A 16,979-nucleotide genomic window follows, 5' to 3' on the forward strand; every position below is an offset into this window, starting at 1 on the left:
ATCCAAAGGGCTGGCCCGCGGGAATGCGGATTACAGCCACTCTGGAATGGTATCGCGGTTTATCATTTCGTCAAAGGTTGGACGCTGTCGAATAACCGCAAATTGATCTTCGTGGACCAGAACTTCGGGGATCAGGGCCCGAGTGTTGTATTCCGAGGCCATAACGGCGCCATATGCGCCTGCTGAACGGAACGCGATAAGGTCGCCTGCCTGCAAAACAGGCATATTCCGTTGTTTGGCAAAAGTGTCGCCGGTCTCGCACACCGGTCCCACGATGTCGTAAGGCTGCTGTTCTGCGCCTGCGGCAGGCTCGACAACCGGGATAATGTCGTGGTGGGCCGAGTACATCGACGGGCGCACAAGGTCGTTCATTGCCGCATCGACAATCAGGAAATCGCGGCCTTCACCGGATTTCACGAAGATCACATCACTGACCAGAATGCCGGCGTTGCCCGAGATCAGGCGACCCGGTTCAATCTCGATCTCGCAGCCCAGATGGCCTACCTTGTCCTTGATCAGCTGGCCGTATTCGATGGGCAGCGGCGGTGCCTCATTGGAGCGCTCGTACGGGATACCCAGTCCGCCACCCAGATCGAGACGACGAATGTTGTGCCCCTCGGCGCGCAGCACCTCGGTCAGCTCGGCGACTTTCTCAAAGGCAAGGCCAAAGGGCTCCAGTTCGGTCAGCTGGCTGCCGATGTGGACGTCAATGCCGACAACGTCGATGCCGGGCAGGGCGGCGGCTTGGGCATAGACCTCTTTGGCGCGCGCGATCGGAATGCCGAACTTGTTTTCTGATTTGCCGGTGGCGATTTTCTCATGCGTTTTGGCGTCGACATCCGGATTCACGCGGATGGCGATTGGCGCCTCGACACCCATCGACGATGCGACCTCGGACAGCTGGATCAGCTCGGGTTCGGATTCGACGTTGAACTGGCGGATGCCGCCTTCCAGTGCCGCGCGCATTTCCTCGCGGGTTTTGCCGACGCCGGAAAAGACAATGCGGTCGCCCGGAACGCCCGCGGCTTTTGCCCGCGCGTATTCGCCGCCGGATACGACATCCATGCCAGCGCCCAGACCCGCCAGTGTCTTCAGGACCGCTTGGTTCGAGTTTGACTTCATGGCGAAGCAGACCAGATGCTCGGTCCCTTCCAGTGCCTCGTCGAACAGCTTGAAGTGGCGCGCCAGCGTTGCAGTCGAATAGCAGTAGAACGGCGTGCCCACTGCGGCTGCAATCGCGGGAACCGGAACGTCTTCGGCATGCAGAATGCCATCGCGGTAGAGGAAGTGGTCCATTCTGGGCTTTCCTGAATCTTAGTGTCGGGGCGTCATATCAGAGATTTGGGCGAATTCAATTGATAGCCGCGCCTGCCCGAACAAAGTGATGAGGGCGGCGCCTGACCCTGGGTGGGCGAGAAGCGCCCTCCCATGGGGAGGGTCGGGCGCTGCCCGGCGTGTCCGCCGGGCGGAACGCTATTTGATGGGCGCTGTTCGCAGAAACAGATACAGCGGTAAGCCGCAGCTGACGCCGATGCAGAAGGTCGCAGGGATCGCGATCAGGCCGATCCAGTTTTTGCGGACATAGACTTCTGCGACGATCCAAAGGGTCAGTGCGATGGCCGCGATTGTCAGGTCCCAGACCAGACCCGAGGTTGCTTTGTTCACGTACCACGCGTCGATCATGGCCCCCAAGGACCAGCCGTTTTCCATAAACCACCCGATGAAATAGCTCATCGGGTGAATGGCGCCCCAGACGGCAAGCGCTAGATAGGCCAGCCGCAGCGGGGTCATTAATGCAATACCACGTTAGACATGGTCGGGGTGATGGGCTCTCCATCCGCGCCGCAGGCGGCGATCAGCAGGGTCAGGGCGATGGCGGCGGCGCGGATCATGCCAGAATTTCCTTCCAACGAGCGATTTGGGAGCGAACTTGCGACGGCGCGGTGCCGCCATAGCTGGTGCGGCTAGCCACCGAATTGTGGACCCCCAGAACGCCAAAGACGTCTTCGGTAATAGATGTATTCACCGATTGCATCTCGTCCAGAGAAAGATCGGGCAGGTCACAGCCTTTGCCCTCGGCCAGTGCCACCAAAGCGCCGGTTACGTGGTGGGCGTCGCGGAACGGCATGTTCAGCTCGCGCACCAGCCAGTCAGCCAGATCGGTCGCGGTCGAGAACCCGCTGGCGGCGGCGGCCTCTAGCGAGGGGCGGTTGGCGGACATGTCTTTGACCATGCCTTCCATTGCAGCGAGCGCCAGCATCAGGTTGTCGGCGGCGTCAAAGACCTGTTCTTTGTCTTCCTGCATGTCCTTGGAATAGGCCAGCGGCAGGCCCTTCATCACGATCAGAAGCGCGGTGTGCGCCCCGAAGATACGGCCGATCTTGGCGCGGATCAGTTCAGCGGCATCCGGGTTCTTCTTCTGCGGCATGATCGAAGAGCCGGTCGAGAAGCGATCCGACAGGGTCACAAACCGGAACTGGGCCGAAGACCAGATCACCAGCTCTTCGGCCATGCGCGACAGGTGCATCGCGCAGATGGACGACGCGGCAAGGAATTCCAGCGCAAAGTCCCGATCGCTGACTGCGTCCAACGAGTTCGCAGCGGGACGGTCAAAGCCAAGCGCCTCGGCGGTCATGTGGCGGTCGATGGGGAAGCCGGTGCCGGCCAGAGCGGCAGCGCCAAGCGGGCATTCGTTCATCCGGGCGCGGGCGTCTTTGAAACGGCTCAGGTCGCGGGCGAACATTTCGACATAGGCCATCATGTGGTGGCCCCAAGTCACAGGCTGCGCGGTTTGCAGGTGGGTGAAGCCGGGCATGACCCAGTCGGCACCGTCCTCTGCCTGCGTCAGAAGCGCGCGGATCAGGGCGTCGATGCCGGTGATTGCCGCGTCAATCTGGTCGCGGACCCACAGTTTGAAATCGGTCGCAACCTGGTCGTTGCGCGACCGGCCCGTGTGCAGGCGGCCCGCAGGTTCACCGATGACCTCTTTCAAGCGGGCCTCGACATTCATGTGGATGTCTTCCAGCGCGGTCGAGAATTCGAAAGTACCACCTTCAATCTCTGACAAGACTGTGAGCAGGCCTTCCCGAATGGCTTCGGCATCGCTATCTGTCACAATGCCCTGTGCAGCGAGCATCGCCGCATGGGCGCGCGAGCCTTCGATGTCTTGGCGCGCCATCCGCTGATCGTATCCGATCGAGGCGTTGATCGCCTCCATGATCGCGTCCGGCCCGGCGGCAAAGCGTCCGCCCCACATGGCATTCGAGGTCTTGTCGGTCATAAGCATACCCTTCGGAGGGAAGATGAAACTGGTTCGTTTTGCCGTTCTCTATACGGCCCTTGCGCTTGGTGCAAATGCTACCCTTGCCGATATGGCTGCGGTCGAAGCTCTGCGCGAAGGCGATATGAAGAAGCTGAACTTTCATAGTGAGGCAAAACCAGTGGCCGATGTGGGGCTGGTGGATATCGAGGACCAGCCCGTCAGCCTGTCCGAACATGGCGGCAAAATCGTTCTGTTGAACTTCTGGGCGACGTGGTGCGCCCCTTGCCGCAAAGAGATGCCCGCGCTGAACCGTCTGCAACAACAATTGGGCGGGGATGACTTTGCGGTTGTTACGGTCGCGACCGGACATAACCCCGTGCCGGGGATCAACCGGTTCTTCGATCAGAACGAACTGACCGATTTGCCCAAGTGGCGCGACCCGAAACAGCAGTTTGCGCGTGAAATGGGGGTTCTTGGCCTGCCGGTGACAATGGTTCTGGATCGCGATGGTCAAGAGATCGCCCGCCTTATTGGCGACGCAGTATGGGATAGCGAAAGCGCCATCGCGATTCTCGAGGCGCTGATCGCGGGCGACTAGGTCAGGCCGCAGGTCGGACAGGAAACTGCCAACCGTTAGGGCTTTGTTAGCGACTATGCCCGCACTCTCTTGTCAGGGTGCGGAGCTTTGAATGACCTTCGAAACAGACTTCAGGTTTTTGGCCGGGCCGGAAAGCCCACTTTCGGCAGCATTGTCCGGGCGGGACGCGGATATCCACGCGACGGTCCGCTCTGCGGTGAAACGTGGTGACCTCATTCTGGCCTATCAGCCGGTGATGACGACCGGACCCGATTCGCGTCCGGCGTTCTACGAGGCGCTGGCCCGGGTGCGCGACGTTGATGGGCGGATCATCCCGGCCAAAGACTTCATTCACGCGATTGAAGCCACGGAAACCGGGCGCCGTATCGACTGTCTTGCGCTGAAACAGGGGTTGCAGACATTGCGCAACGTGCCTGATCTGCGTTTGTCGGTGAACATGTCTGCACGATCTATTGGCTATCAGCCTTGGATGCGGATCCTGCATAATGCCTTGGCGTCAGACGCCACTCTGGGTGATCGGCTGATCCTTGAGATCACCGAAAGCTCTGCCATGATGGTGCCGGATCTGGTGATCGCCTTTATGCGTGATCTACAGCGGCAGGGGATTGCCTTTGCCTTGGATGATTTCGGGGCGGGCTACACGGCATTCCGATACCTGCGGCAGTTCTATTTTGACATTCTCAAGATCGACGGGCAGTTCATTAAGAACGTGAACCTGAGCGCGGACAATCAGGTTCTTGTGCGCGCGCTGATCTCGATTGGAGAGCATTTTGACATGTTCACAATCGCCGAATCTGTCGAGACATCAGAAGAGGCTGCGTTTCTGCAGGAGGCCGGGATCGACTGTTTGCAGGGCTTTTTTTGCGGCGCCCCGACCCTCAACCCGCCTTGGGTTGAGGCCAATGGTCGCGCGGTGGGCTAAGATTAGGCAAAAAGTCCCATTTCTGACGTGTAGCAGTTGCAGCATTTAGGCAGAGCGCTTACGACTTCCCTAGAGTAAACACTGGGCCAACTTCCCAACGGTTTTTATATTTGGGAGCGCGCCCTGGTCACCTAGGGAAAGGACACCCCCATGACAAATGTAGTGATCGTATCCGCGGGCCGGACTGCTGTTGGCAGCTTTGGCGGCTCTTTCGCAAACACTCCGGCTCACGAAATGGGCGCCGCCGTTCTGGAGGGCATCGTTGCGCGTGCCGGTATCGACAAGGCGGAAGTTTCGGAAACGATCCTCGGTCAGGTTCTGACCGGTGGCCAAGGCCAGAACCCGGCGCGTCAGGCACACGTGAACGCCGGTCTGCCGATCGAGTCGGCGGCTTGGGGTATCAACCAGGTTTGTGGTTCGGGCCTTCGCGCCGTTGCTCTGGGTGCTCAGCACATTCAGCTTGGTGATGCGGCCATCGTTGCTGCAGGCGGTCAAGAGAACATGACCCTGTCGCCCCACGTTGCACACCTGCGTGCCGGCCAGAAGATGGGCGACATGAAAATGATCGACTCGATGATCAAAGATGGTCTGTGGGACGCCTTCAACGGCTATCACATGGGTCAGACTGCGGAAAACGTTGCCGAGCAGTGGCAGATCAGCCGCGACATGCAGGACGAGTTCGCTGTCGGTTCGCAGAACAAAGCCGAAGCCGCACAGAAAGCCGGCAAATTCGTGGACGAGATCATCCCCTTCACCGTGAAAACCCGCAAAGGCGACATCATCGTCGATAGCGACGAGTACATCCGCCACGGTGCGAACCTAGAAGCCATGGCCAAGATGCGCCCGGCCTTCACCCGCGACGGTTCGGTCACCGCGGCAAACGCCTCGGGCCTGAACGACGGTGCAGCGGCTGTTCTGCTGATGTCGGCAGATGAGGCCGAGAAGCGTGGTCTGGAGCCGCTGGCACGTATCGCATCCTACGCAACCGCGGGTCTGGACCCGTCGGTCATGGGTGTCGGCCCGATCTACGCATCGCGCAAAGCGCTGGATAAAGCGGGCTGGAAGGCCGACGATCTGGACCTGATCGAAGCCAACGAAGCTTTTGCTGCGCAGGCTTGCGCCGTGAACAAAGACATGGGCTGGGATACCTCGAAGGTAAACGTCAACGGCGGCGCCATCGCGATCGGTCACCCGATCGGCGCCTCGGGCTGCCGTATCCTGAACACCCTGCTGTTCGAAATGAAGCGTTCGGATGCCAAGAAGGGCCTTGCGACCCTCTGCATCGGTGGCGGCATGGGCGTCGCCATGTGTCTGGAACGCGCCTAAGGAAAAGTTGGGGCAGGGACAACCTGCCCCATTCCTTTGGGGTTTGGCCCTAGACTATTCCCAAAACACATAGCGGACATTCCATAGGCCCACTGCCTCGAGGAGGGCAGGTGCGTTAAGGAAAGGCCCGTAAATACAACAAACTTGTTGACCTATTACGGAGGAGACAGACCATGGCAAAAGTAGCACTCGTCACCGGCGGTTCGCGCGGTATCGGTGAAGCCATTTCGAAAGCCCTGAAAGCGGAGGGCTATCAAGTGGCCGCCACTTACGCAGGCAATGACGAGAAGGCCGCTGCCTTCACCGAAGCAACCGGTATCAAGACCTACAAGTGGGACGTTGCGGACTACGAAGCCAGCGCAGCAGGCATCGCGCAGGTCGAGGCCGATCTGGGCCCGGTCGACGTTGTTGTAGCCAACGCGGGCATCACTTGGGACGGTTTCTTCCACAAGATGACCCCCGAACAGTGGAACAAAGTTGTCGCGACTAACCTGACCGGTGTTTTCAACACCGTGCGTCCGGTATGGCCGGGCATGCGTGAGCGTGGCTTTGGCCGCGTCATCGTGATCTCTTCGATCAACGGCCAGAAAGGCCAAGCGGGTCAGGTGAACTATGCCGCGACCAAAGCGGGCGATCTGGGCATCGTGAAATCGCTGGCGCAGGAAGGCGCTGCGAAAGGCATCACTGCCAACGCAATCTGCCCGGGCTACATCGGCACCGAAATGGTTCGCGCGATCCCCGAGAAAGTTCTGAACGAACGCATCATCCCGCAGATCCCTGCTGGCCGTCTGGGCGAGCCGGAAGAAATCGCACGCTGCGTGACCTTCCTGGCCTCGGACGATGCTGGTTTCATCAACGGTTCGACCATCTCGGCGAACGGCGGTCAGTTCTTCGTCTAAGAACTTCGCACAGAACAGAAGAGGGGCCGCTCGATCGAGCGGCCCTTTCTTTTTGTCGTGACTTATTAGCTCTCTGCGGTGTCAGGCGGTTGGCTGAATGCCCATGCTGGTCGAGTGGCGGCGCGGCAGCACCTTTGCCCAAGACTGCAGGTTGAAGATCGTGCCAAAGACCTTGGCAAAAACACGGGCACGTTCGGCGTGCGCGATGCGGATGGCCTCGGCTTGGCGAGCATTGGTGGGTATTTCGAACATTTGTTAGCCTCGTGGATTAGTATTGTTGAAGTGATTTTAATATGAGGTTTTGTAATTCAGTTAACAAACGAGACTTTTCATCATTTCAATTTAGATATACTTAAGTGAAATGACTGATCGACTTCCCCCTTTGACCGCCTTGCGTGCTTTTGAAGCAGCAGCCCGACACATGTCTTTTGCCAAGGCTGCGGATGAATTGAATGTGACCCCGGCTGCACTGTCCTTCCAGATCAAGTCGCTGGAAGAGTATTTGGGACAGCCTTTGTTCATCCGGCTGAACCGCGCGGTGAAATTGACTGAAGCTGGGCGCGTGTTGTCACCGGGGGTAACCGAAGGCTTTCAGACCCTGACTGCTGCGTGGCGCGCAGCGCGGCGATTGCAGAATGAAACCACGTTGAGTGTCACGGCTGGCCCCGCATTTACGGCCAAGTGGCTGGCGCCTCGGCTATATGAGTTCGCCCGCGCCAATCCAGAGGTCGACCTTCGGTTCACGGCCTCGCTCAGGGTGATGGATTTTGAGTTGGATGAAGTGGATGTCGCCATCCGGTTTGGTTTGCACGAACAGGAGGACCCCTCGCTCTGGTCCCAACCTTTTGCGCGCGAGTGGGTTACGCCGGTGATGTCGCCTGAAATGGCAAAGGACTTTCCTACGCCCGAATCCCTGCGCGATGCGCCGATCCTTTTTGATGACTCGTTGGACTTTCTTGCCAACCCCGTCGGCTGGTCTGCCTGGCTTGAAAAGGCCGGCGTCGATTTCACACCGACCCATGGTCCCCATTTTTCCAATTCCGATCACGCGGTGGATGCCGCCATCGCCGGGGCAGGAGTTGTTTTGGGGCGTCGGTCAATCACCGTGAAGGATTTGCACGAAGGCAAGCTGGTCGCGCCTTATGGTCTCGCAATAGAGACGCGGGCGCATTATCGCTTTGTCTGCCGCAAAGGGACAGAGACCCGTCCCCATATTGCAGCGTTTTTGGATTGGATGCTGTCAGAGGTCGAAAAGACCGCGTCGGTACACGAGCAATTGACCATCGTCCCGGTCGGCTAGGCCGACCGGTCAAAGGTTTAGTGCACGCTTACAGGTGCAAAGTTGTTCTCGCGCGCCATGAAAAAGGCTTCGCGACGGTTGGTGGCCAGCGCCAGAGGTTCGCCCTGTGCGTTGTGGACCGCGAACAGGGTCTTTGCCCCCTCGGCGCGTTCCTGTACCTCTTCTGGCAGATCTTCGACTGCGACTTCGCGGACGTAGACGATGCCGTTTTCCATCTCTTCGGAGAATTCAAAACTCGTATTCATCTGCCTCTTACCCTTGGTTGATCTTGATTGTCTGAACGACGGTTTCCGGAACCGATCGCTTCAGGTCCACATGCAGCAAACCGTGCTCCATCGTGGCGCCTGCGACTTCGACGCCATCCGCCAGCACAAAACTGCGCTGGAACTGGCGCGCGGCAATCCCGCGATGCAGGAACACACGATCATCACCGTCGTCAGAATTGCGACCACGAATCACCAGTTGGCTGTCCTCGACCGTGATCGACAGGTCCTCTTCGCGGAAACCGGCAACGGCAAGCGTAATGCGGTACCCGTGGTCCGAGGTCTGTTCGATATTGAAAGGAGGATAACCTTCGTTCCCGGTTTTTGCAGTGCGTTCCATCAAACGCTCCAGCTGTTCAAACCCAAGAAGATAGGGGTGAGACCCCAAAGTAAGCTTCGTCATTGCAGCAAGTCCTTAACGTCAAGCGACCTGATTGGTGCGGCCCCAAAAGAGGCGACCGCTTCTGTTAGGAAATATGGGGCGGAGAAAGCCGAACTACAAGCCCTGCAAGCTTTGCCTTTCAGTTCGAAGAGGCGTATGATTTCAACAATGTTGTTGGGGTTGAGAGGCAATTCGTGAACATTGCCAGCGAAATGAACAGCGACGAGGTCCTGCGCGTCAAGCTAGAGGTCCTGCGCCGCGAACACCGTGATCTGGACGAAGCCATTCGCGCGCTCGAAGAAAAGGGCGGCGCGTCCTGTCAGTTCACTGTCAAACGTCTGAAAAAGCAAAAGCTGGGCCTGAAGGACCGGATTGCTGTGATCGAGGACCGTTTGACCCCTGATATTATTGCGTAACGTCAGCATCTTTGTATATTGCCGCTTCCGAAACGACGGGGGCTTAAATGTCGCAAGTGAAAGTGGGCATCATCATGGGCAGCCAATCCGATTGGCCGACCATGAAACTGGCAGCAGATATTCTGGATGAACTCGGCGTGGCTTACGAGGCCCGTATCGTCTCGGCCCACCGCACACCCGACCGTCTATGGGACTATGGCAAGACCGCCGTTGATCGCGGTCTAGAGGTGATTATTGCCGGGGCCGGGGGTGCTGCGCACTTGCCCGGCATGATGGCCTCTAAAACCCGCGTGCCCGTGGTTGGCGTGCCTGTGCAGACCAAGGCGCTTTCGGGTGTCGACAGCCTTTATTCGATTGTTCAGATGCCCAAGGGTTTCCCCGTGGCGACCATGGCCATCGGCGCGGCCGGTGCGGCCAACGCGGGGCTGATGGCGGCTGGTATCCTTGCCAATAGCGACGCAGAGCTTGCCGCGCGTCTTGATAAATGGCGCGACGATCTGTCGGCCTCGATCCCCGAGGTGCCAAGCGATGACTGAGGCTCTGCAATCCGGTGCAACCATTGGCATTCTGGGCGGCGGCCAACTGGGTCGCATGCTGTCGGTCGCGGCGTCCCGTCTTGGGTTTAAAACGCATATTTTTGAGCCCGGAGCGAACCCGCCTGCGGGTCAGGTGGCCGATCAGGTGACGACGGCGTCCTATGATGACCTTGATGCGCTGAAGGCCTTTGCTGAAAGCGTGGATGTCATCACCTATGAGTTTGAAAACATCCCCACTGCGGCGCTGGACACGCTGGAAGCCCTGCGCCCCGTGCGCCCGGGCCGCGACGCCCTGCGTGTGTCGCAGGATCGCCTGATCGAAAAGGCGTTCCTGACCGATCTTGGCCTGCAAACCGCGCCTTTCGCGGCTGTGGATGATGAGGTCGATCTGGCCGAAGCGCTGGAAGAAATCGGCGCCCCTGCGATTCTGAAAACCCGTCGCTTTGGCTATGACGGCAAAGGTCAGGCGCGGATCAATGGCCCTGAGGATGCGGAAAAGGCGCTGGCCGATATGGCGGGCGCCCCCGCGATTTATGAAGGCTTTGTCAATTTCTCGCACGAGGTCTCGGTGATTGCAGCGCGCAGCCTTGATGGTCGTGTCGCTTGTTTCGATCCCGGTCAAAACGTCCACAAGGATGGTATCCTGCACACGACCACTGTTCCGGCTCAATTGACCGTCAAACAGCGGACCGACGCGGTGCTGCTGGCGGCGCAGATCCTGAACAAGCTGTCTTATGTCGGCGTCATGGGCGTTGAACTGTTCGTCACGCCAGAGGGCCTGATCGTGAACGAGATCGCCCCGCGGGTGCATAACTCTGGTCACTGGACCCAGAACGGCTGCTCCATCGACCAGTTCGAACAGCACATTCGTGCAGTGGTCGGCTGGCCCTTGGGCGACGGGACGCGGCATTCGGATATCGAAATGTTGAACCTGATTGGTGATGACGTAGACGCGGTTCCTGACTACGCGAAAGACAGCAAGACCGCGATCCACCTTTACGGCAAGGCCGAAGCGCGCCCCGGTCGCAAGATGGGGCACATCAACCGCTATATCGGTGCGGCCAAATAACCAGAGTGAAAAGTTGAAATGAATAAGGGGGCCGCGGCCCCCTTTTCTCATCCTTCGTCGATGTCGTCGATATCGACCTGACCCGACAAGCGGCGGCGGATAAGTGACCAGCTTAGCCCAATACCAAGAACCAGAGAGGTCGCCAAAATGCCGATCCACAGGTTCAGGCTGGGATTATCCAGCGTCAGCCAGCCCCAATCGATCAGCACCCAGATCAACGCGCCGACAACGGCTGCGACAAGCGCCATCCCAAACACACCGATCGACCGTAACGTGGCGCGCAGATAGACGATATAGCCGACCAGAAGGATCAGGCCCAACAACAGCACAATCGGCAAGCTTTCGGAATAATTCGCTTCCGCCCAGGCCACGTAATTCAGGCTGGTTGGGTTGTAGGTCAGGGTCAAAAGAACAAAGGCAAACGCCCAACGCAAAAGGATCTGGGTCATAGGAAACTCCACTATTTGGCAAATTGGTGCCGGATACTGGGGCACCTGTCCAGCCTGAAGTACATTTTCCGGTTTGCGTGCGCCGTCAGGATCGTTATACCGACGCGGGTTTTCCAAGAATTCAAGGATCAGACATGGCCAATGTTGTTGTCGTCGGGGCCCAGTGGGGCGACGAGGGAAAAGGCAAGATCGTAGACTGGCTCTCGGAGCGTGCAGATATCATTGCGCGGTTCCAGGGTGGTCATAACGCAGGGCACACGCTGGTCATTGACGGTAAGGTCTACAAGCTGCACGCGCTGCCCTCGGGTGTGGTGCGTGGCGGCAAGCTGTCGGTCATCGGCAACGGGGTTGTGCTGGATCCGTGGAACCTTGTGAAAGAGATTGCCACGGTCACCGAGCAAGGCGTCGAAATTTCGCCCGAGACCCTGATGATCGCCGAGAACACGCCGCTGATCCTGCCGTTCCACGGCGAATTGGATCGCGCGCGGGAAGAGGCGGCCTCGAAGGGTACCAAGATCGGCACCACCGGTCGCGGTATCGGTCCCTGCTACGAAGACAAAGTCGGCCGCCGCGCCATCCGCGTTGCGGACCTTGCGGATGAGGCGACACTGGAGGCCCGCGTTGACCGCGCCCTTCAGCACCATGATCCGCTGCGCAAAGGTTTGGGTGTTGAACCCATCGACCGCGAAGCGCTGATTGCTCAACTGAAAGAGATCGCACCTGAGATCCTGAAATTTGCCGCTCCGGTTTGGAAAGTGCTGAACGAAAAGCGTAAAGCCGGTAAACGTATCCTGTTCGAGGGTGCGCAAGGCGCGTTGCTGGATATCGACTTCGGAACTTATCCTTTCGTGACCTCGTCCAATGTGATCGCAGGTCAGGCCGCAACCGGTGTCGGCATCGGCCCGGGCTCGATCGACTATGTTCTTGGAATCGTGAAAGCCTATACCACCCGCGTCGGTGAGGGCCCGTTCCCGACCGAGCTGGACGACGAAGACGGCCAGCGTCTGGGCGAGCGCGGCCACGAGTTCGGCACCACCACTGGCCGCAAGCGCCGCTGTGGCTGGTTTGACGCCGCTTTGGTCCGCCAGACCTGCGCGACATCGGGCGTCACCGGTATCTCGTTGACCAAGCTGGACGTGTTGGACGGGTTCGAAACCCTGAAGATCTGCGTGGGCTATGATCTGGACGGCGAACGTCTGGATTATCTGCCAACCGCCGCCGATCAGCAGGCGCGCTGTACCCCCATCTATGAAGAGATGCCGGGTTGGAGCGAATCGACCGAAGGCGCGCGCAGCTGGGCAGATCTGCCCGCCAACGCGATCAAATACGTTCGTCGCGTCGAAGAGCTGATCGATTGCCCGGTCGCGCTTCTGTCGACCTCGCCCGAGCGCGAGGACACCATCCTTGTCACCGATCCCTTCGCTGACTGATGGCGCTGAGCTATAAATTCCGCCGCCGTCTGGCGCTGCTGATTCTTGTGGTCGGGCTGCCCGTCTATATCGTGGCGGCGGTGACGATCTTGAACCTGCTCGGCCGGCCCAGCCTGTTGGTCGAGCTGATCGTCTACATTGCCCTAGGCGTGGCCTGGGCATTCCCGTTCAAGTTCATCTTTCGGGGGGTTGGTCAGGCCGATCCCGACTCGCAGGACAGCGACCAAGACTGACCACGCCGCTTAGGCGTGGTCCCTTAGCGCAGAGTTGGCCGGCACGGTGAACCGCCCTTTGGGCAGCTTTTCAATCCGGCCTTCACGCAACAGCGTACCGAAAACACGCATTGCTTCATCGCGCTCATAGCTGCCGCCAAGGTGCTCGGCCACAAGCTTCATCACTTGCGGGCGCAGTGCTTCGTCCACATCGGACTGCTGCTGTGCAAAGGCCACGGCGGCTTCCAAAAGCTCTGGCAAGGCTTTTGCATTATGCTGTGCTGCAAAATCACCGAAGCTGGCGCCAGTCTGAGAATCGGTTTCTTCGGCAGGTTCAGTTGACGCGACTTCCGCATCAGGTTCTGCAGCCTCAGCCTCAGCCTCAGCCTCAGCCTTGGTAGGCATCGGTTCAGCGGCCTCTTCGACAGCAGGCTCTTCTTCGGCGACCTGCTCTTCCATCAACTCTACTTCCGCCTCGATCTCTTCCGGTTCCTCAACAGGTTCTTCCGGCGTCACAAGAGGTGGCGTGACAGCTTCAGGCACTTCCTCGGCCGTAACAGACGGGGCTTCGGGCGACGCGGGCGCTTCCGGCGTTGAGGGCGTAGGGGCGTCATAGCCGTATTGAAGGTCTGCAGTTGGCGCATAGGCCTCTGCAGCTGTTGCGGAAGCAGAGGCTGCAACTTTCTCAACTGCTTTTGCGACGATCTCTTCTTCGGAAGCAACTTCAACTTCGGAAGCAACCTCAAGGTCTTCTGAGACGCGCTGGTTCGACACAAGCATCAGCGGGACATGCTTCGCGCTTTGGGCTTGGCCGTGGGCTGCCGGATGACGTTCGGCCGCAGAGCTTCTTTCAAGCTCGTCCGACTTTCCAACGGCTCGTGCAAGATCTCGGCGATAGGGGTCTTTCTGACGCTCTTCGCGTATACGCACGCGTTCGGGGCGGCCGTCCTTATCAGCTGCCGAAGCTGCCACAGCAGCCTTAAGGTGTGCGATGGACTGACTGCGACGGCGACTTTCAGCACCGCCGATCTTATTGTCCGCTTCGTCCAAAAGTCTCGAGATCGAATCCTCGCGCATGGAAATCTCTGGCAAAAGGTCTTTCTTGGATCCAGCGGCATCGCCATGCGCGTCGCTGGATTCGTCCTCGGCACTTTCTGCCAGCAACGGATCCAGTTCCTTGCGCAGGGCCATCAGCCGTGCTTTGGCCCGGCGTTCCAACTCTGCCTCTTCGTGCGCGCGCACTTCGTCTTTGGCGTCTACCTCGGGGGCTTCGGCGCCAGCCTCTGCCGCTTCGGAAGCGTCAATATCCAGAGTGGTCACGGTATCTTCTAGTTCGCTGGTCTCCCCGGTGTCATAGACAATACGAGAAGCGCGTAGGATAAGCGTATCCCCCTCGCGAGAGGCATCAATCTGCTCCTCTCCCTGAGATTCGACAAACTGCTTTAACTGGTCTGGAGTCGGCTTTGGCAGCGCAGCCCCAAGTTGAGTGTCTTCAACGCTTAGTTCACGGAAATATTCAGTAATCGCTTTCATCATGGCGAACGGATCTTCAAACCCTTCCAACGTGCAGGAAAAGTTTCCGTATGAAACGGTTAAGATTTTGTTCGAATTAGTCATTCAAAAGCGACTTTCTTACCAGATACAAATACCAAGGTTTACATGCCCCGGTTACCACTGTTCGCACGGCAATTCGAAATAACCGAGAACAATTCGTGGTCACATTGTGGCTTTAGCCTGAATCCTACTAAAGATAGCAGTATGAGTGACGCACTTTTGGAAACAAACTGTTTTGTAACGCTTCTGGGGGCCGGAGACGCCTCGAAAGAAGATATTTCCACGGCTCTGGCGTTGGCGCCAGAGCTTGTGGCTGCTGACGGTGGGGCAAATCGGGCCTTTGAGTATGGAATTCCGCCACGCTGGGTCGTCGGGGATATGGATTCCATCCTGCCAGAAACGCGTTCTTCGCTAGATGATTCGGCTTTCGTGGAGATTCCAGAGCAGGACAGCACCGACTTCGACAAGTGTCTGAGAGTGGTTCAGGCCCCCCTGATCATTGCCGTCGGATTTACTGGGGATCGGCTGGATCACCAGTTGGCGGTGTTCAGTGGTTTGCTGCGACAGCCAGAGCGAAAGTGTATTGTTCTGGGCGCTGGGGACCTGATCTTTCATTGCCCTCATAGGTTGCATCTTGCTTTGCCGGTTGGCACTCGCGTCTCACTCTTTCCTTTGCAAGAGGTGGGTGGGACAAGCCAGGGATTGCAGTGGCCGATAGATGAGCTGCGGCTTTCACCCGGCGGGATGATTGGGACCTCTAACAAAACGACCGAGCCCGTTGTTCAGGTCGCGCCCGATGGCGATGGGTTGCTGGTTATTCTTCCTCGGGAATTTCTGCCACAGGTCGTTAAGGCGCTGCAGGCCGACGACTGAGAATAGTGCAAGGCGAAGGGGCCATGCGATCAGCATGTTTCCCGGAGCAGCTCGGCCCGTGAACTTTCTGAAGACCTCAGCAATTGGGGATGTTGACGGCGAGGCCGCCGAGCGAAGTCTCCTTATACTTCTCGGACATATCGGCCCCGGTCTGGCGCATCGTTTCGATCGCGGCATCCAGCGGCACAAAGTGCGACCCGTCACCACGCAGGGCCAGCGATGCGGCAGAGACAGCCTTGATCGCACCAAGGCCGTTCCGTTCGATGCAAGGCACTTGCACAAGCCCTTTGACCGGGTCGCATGTCATGCCCAAGTGATGCTCCAGCGCGATTTCTGCGGCATTTTCTACTTGCTCGGGCGTGCCGCCCAGAACAGCGGCCAGCCCCGCGGCGGCCATCGCGCTGGCAGAGCCGACCTCGGCCTGACACCCGGCTTCGGCGCCCGAGATCGAGGCGTTGTGTTTTACCAACCCGCCGATCGCGGCAGAGGTCAAAAGGAACTCTGGTACCCGCGCGGTGGTCGCGCCGGGGACGTGGTCCAGCCAGTATCTGATCGTGGCGGGCAAGACGCCAGCCGCGCCATTGGTCGGGGAAGTGACAACCTGTCCACCAGCAGCGTTTTCTTCGTTCACCGCCATGGCGTAGGTGCTGATCCAATCATTGATCACATGCGGGGCCGTCAGGTTCATCCCGCGTTCCGCCTGTAGCGCTGTGTGAATGGCCTTGGCCCGACGGCGCACGCTTAGTCCGCCCGGCAGTGTGCCTTCGGTTGCCAGACCCCTGTCGATACAATCGTTCATGACCTGCCAAAGCTGGTCCATACCAAGGTCGATCTCGGCGACGCTTCGGTAGACCCGCTCGTTTGCGTATTTCATTTCGGCAATGCTTTTTCCGCTTTCCCGGGCCATCGCCAGCATTTCGTTTGCCGACTGGAATGCAAAGGGCACCTTTTTGGTGCCGCTGCCAGAGGGGGGCGTCCCCGAGGTCAGTTCTTCCTCGGTCACCACGAAACCGCCCCCGATCGAGTAATAGGTTTCCTGCAGCAACACGTCGCCCTGCGCATCGGTGGCCATCAGGATCATCCCGTTGGCGTGGCCGGGCAGGGGGTTATCATAGTCGAAGATCAGGTCGGTTTCTGGGTTGAAGTGCAGTGGCTCCAGACCTTCGGGCGACACTTGCTGTGTCTTCGCGATCTCGGCTAGCGCGGCCTGAGCCCTTTCAAAGTCATAGCTGACCGGATCAAACCCGGCCAACCCAAGAATGGTGGCCCGATCGGTCGCATGGCCTACGCCGGTGAAGGCCAGCGACCCGTGCAGCGACGCGCGCAGACCTTTGGCCGCAAAAGGCGAGTTGCGAAGCCGGTCCAGAAACCGTCCGGCCGCTACCATTGGCCCCATCGTGTGGGACGATGACGGGCCTATGCCGACCTTGAAAATCTCAAACACGGAAAGGAACATGTCGCGCCGCCTCCCATCACGGCTGTAGGCCA

At 58.8% G+C, this 16,979-nt stretch carries 20 protein-coding genes; 11 read left to right on the plus strand and 9 right to left on the minus strand.

Going from position 1 to position 16,979, the window contains the following annotated elements:
* Positions 1-30: 30 nt before the first annotated feature.
* From lysA to argH, 3 genes are all read right to left on the minus strand, one after another.
* Positions 31-1,296: a diaminopimelate decarboxylase gene (gene lysA / locus CLM58_RS05405; RefSeq protein ID WP_095594917.1), complete on the minus strand. Its 1,266-nt coding sequence runs from the start codon at positions 1,294-1,296 to the stop codon at positions 31-33.
* Positions 1,297-1,473: 177 nt separating this feature from the next.
* Positions 1,474-1,791, minus strand: a complete 318-nt coding sequence (locus CLM58_RS05410) for a DUF2834 domain-containing protein (RefSeq protein ID WP_095594918.1) — start codon at positions 1,789-1,791, stop codon at positions 1,474-1,476.
* 97 nt (positions 1,792-1,888) lie between these two features.
* On the minus strand, positions 1,889-3,280 hold the full coding sequence (gene argH / locus CLM58_RS05415) for an argininosuccinate lyase (protein ID WP_095595210.1): 1,392 nt from the start codon (positions 3,278-3,280) through the stop codon (positions 1,889-1,891).
* Between the two features lie 22 nt (positions 3,281-3,302).
* Here argH and CLM58_RS05420 point away from each other — a divergent pair, with 22 nt between their 5' ends.
* The 4 genes from CLM58_RS05420 (at position 3,303) to phbB (ending at position 7,007) form a co-directional block, all read left to right on the plus strand.
* Positions 3,303-3,860, plus strand: coding sequence for a TlpA disulfide reductase family protein (locus CLM58_RS05420; protein WP_095594919.1), 558 nt, complete (start codon positions 3,303-3,305; stop codon positions 3,858-3,860).
* A gap of 91 nt (positions 3,861-3,951) precedes the next feature.
* Entirely contained in the window at positions 3,952-4,782 is an 831-nt protein-coding gene (locus tag CLM58_RS05425) for an EAL domain-containing protein (RefSeq protein WP_095594920.1), read from the plus strand.
* Between the two features lie 150 nt (positions 4,783-4,932).
* Positions 4,933-6,108, plus strand: a complete 1,176-nt coding sequence (locus CLM58_RS05430; protein ID WP_095594921.1) for an acetyl-CoA C-acetyltransferase — start codon at positions 4,933-4,935, stop codon at positions 6,106-6,108.
* 173 nt (positions 6,109-6,281) lie between these two features.
* A complete protein-coding gene (gene phbB, locus CLM58_RS05435) occupies positions 6,282-7,007 on the plus strand; it encodes an acetoacetyl-CoA reductase (protein WP_095594922.1) in 726 nt (241 codons plus the stop codon).
* Positions 7,008-7,088: 81 nt separating this feature from the next.
* Here phbB and CLM58_RS17115 read toward each other — a convergent pair whose 3' ends face one another.
* Positions 7,089-7,259: a hypothetical protein gene (locus tag CLM58_RS17115; RefSeq protein WP_158221858.1), complete on the minus strand. Its 171-nt coding sequence runs from the start codon at positions 7,257-7,259 to the stop codon at positions 7,089-7,091.
* Between the two features lie 109 nt (positions 7,260-7,368).
* Here CLM58_RS17115 and CLM58_RS05440 point away from each other — a divergent pair, with 109 nt between their 5' ends.
* Positions 7,369-8,307: a transcriptional regulator GcvA gene (locus CLM58_RS05440; RefSeq protein ID WP_095594923.1), complete on the plus strand. Its 939-nt coding sequence runs from the start codon at positions 7,369-7,371 to the stop codon at positions 8,305-8,307.
* A 17-nt stretch (positions 8,308-8,324) separates the two neighbouring features.
* Here the strand turns inward: CLM58_RS05440 and CLM58_RS05445 are convergent, their stop codons facing one another.
* Together CLM58_RS05445 and CLM58_RS05450 are read right to left on the minus strand one after the other, a co-directional pair.
* Entirely contained in the window at positions 8,325-8,552 is a 228-nt protein-coding gene (locus CLM58_RS05445; protein WP_095594924.1) for a DUF1150 family protein, read from the minus strand.
* Positions 8,553-8,559: 7 nt separating this feature from the next.
* Complete coding sequence (locus tag CLM58_RS05450; protein ID WP_095594925.1) at positions 8,560-8,973, minus strand: Hsp20 family protein; 414 nt, start codon at positions 8,971-8,973, stop codon at positions 8,560-8,562.
* Positions 8,974-9,164: 191 nt separating this feature from the next.
* On the opposite strand from CLM58_RS05450, the gene CLM58_RS05455 reads away from it, so the two are divergent.
* The 3 genes from CLM58_RS05455 to CLM58_RS05465 are packed head-to-tail and all read left to right on the plus strand — an operon-like array spanning position 9,165 to position 10,973.
* Positions 9,165-9,368 carry a YdcH family protein gene (locus CLM58_RS05455; protein WP_373286808.1) on the plus strand — a complete coding sequence of 68 codons (204 nt, stop codon included), beginning with the start codon at positions 9,165-9,167 and terminating at the stop codon, positions 9,366-9,368.
* A 47-nt stretch (positions 9,369-9,415) separates the two neighbouring features.
* A complete protein-coding gene (gene purE, locus CLM58_RS05460; protein ID WP_095594927.1) occupies positions 9,416-9,904 on the plus strand; it encodes a 5-(carboxyamino)imidazole ribonucleotide mutase in 489 nt (162 codons plus the stop codon).
* Positions 9,897-10,973, plus strand: a complete 1,077-nt coding sequence (locus CLM58_RS05465) for a 5-(carboxyamino)imidazole ribonucleotide synthase (RefSeq protein ID WP_095594928.1) — start codon at positions 9,897-9,899, stop codon at positions 10,971-10,973. The genes purE and CLM58_RS05465 overlap by 8 nt, the downstream gene beginning before the upstream one ends.
* A gap of 47 nt (positions 10,974-11,020) precedes the next feature.
* Here CLM58_RS05465 and CLM58_RS05470 read toward each other — a convergent pair whose 3' ends face one another.
* Positions 11,021-11,422 carry a DUF6524 family protein gene (locus tag CLM58_RS05470; protein WP_095594929.1) on the minus strand — a complete coding sequence of 134 codons (402 nt, stop codon included), beginning with the start codon at positions 11,420-11,422 and terminating at the stop codon, positions 11,021-11,023.
* 134 nt (positions 11,423-11,556) lie between these two features.
* On the opposite strand from CLM58_RS05470, the gene CLM58_RS05475 reads away from it, so the two are divergent.
* The gene (locus CLM58_RS05475) at positions 11,557-12,852 is read left to right on the plus strand and encodes an adenylosuccinate synthase (protein WP_095594930.1); all 1,296 of its coding nucleotides are present in this window, start codon (positions 11,557-11,559) and stop codon (positions 12,850-12,852) included.
* On the plus strand, positions 12,852-13,085 hold the full coding sequence (locus tag CLM58_RS05480; protein ID WP_095594931.1) for a DUF2842 domain-containing protein: 234 nt from the start codon (positions 12,852-12,854) through the stop codon (positions 13,083-13,085). The genes CLM58_RS05475 and CLM58_RS05480 overlap by 1 nt, the downstream gene beginning before the upstream one ends.
* 9 nt (positions 13,086-13,094) lie before the next feature.
* Here the strand turns inward: CLM58_RS05480 and CLM58_RS05485 are convergent, their stop codons facing one another.
* Positions 13,095-14,600 carry a hypothetical protein gene (locus CLM58_RS05485; RefSeq protein ID WP_158221859.1) on the minus strand — a complete coding sequence of 502 codons (1,506 nt, stop codon included), beginning with the start codon at positions 14,598-14,600 and terminating at the stop codon, positions 13,095-13,097.
* Positions 14,601-14,822: 222 nt separating this feature from the next.
* Here CLM58_RS05485 and CLM58_RS05490 point away from each other — a divergent pair, with 222 nt between their 5' ends.
* Positions 14,823-15,491 carry a thiamine diphosphokinase gene (locus CLM58_RS05490; protein ID WP_095594933.1) on the plus strand — a complete coding sequence of 223 codons (669 nt, stop codon included), beginning with the start codon at positions 14,823-14,825 and terminating at the stop codon, positions 15,489-15,491.
* A gap of 76 nt (positions 15,492-15,567) precedes the next feature.
* Here CLM58_RS05490 and CLM58_RS05495 read toward each other — a convergent pair whose 3' ends face one another.
* Entirely contained in the window at positions 15,568-16,947 is a 1,380-nt protein-coding gene (locus CLM58_RS05495; protein ID WP_095594934.1) for an L-serine ammonia-lyase, read from the minus strand.
* Between the last annotated feature and the right edge of the window lie 32 nt (positions 16,948-16,979).

Source organism: Actibacterium pelagium, from assembly GCF_002285415.1.
Lineage (GTDB): Bacteria > Pseudomonadota > Alphaproteobacteria > Rhodobacterales > Rhodobacteraceae > Actibacterium_B > Actibacterium_B pelagium.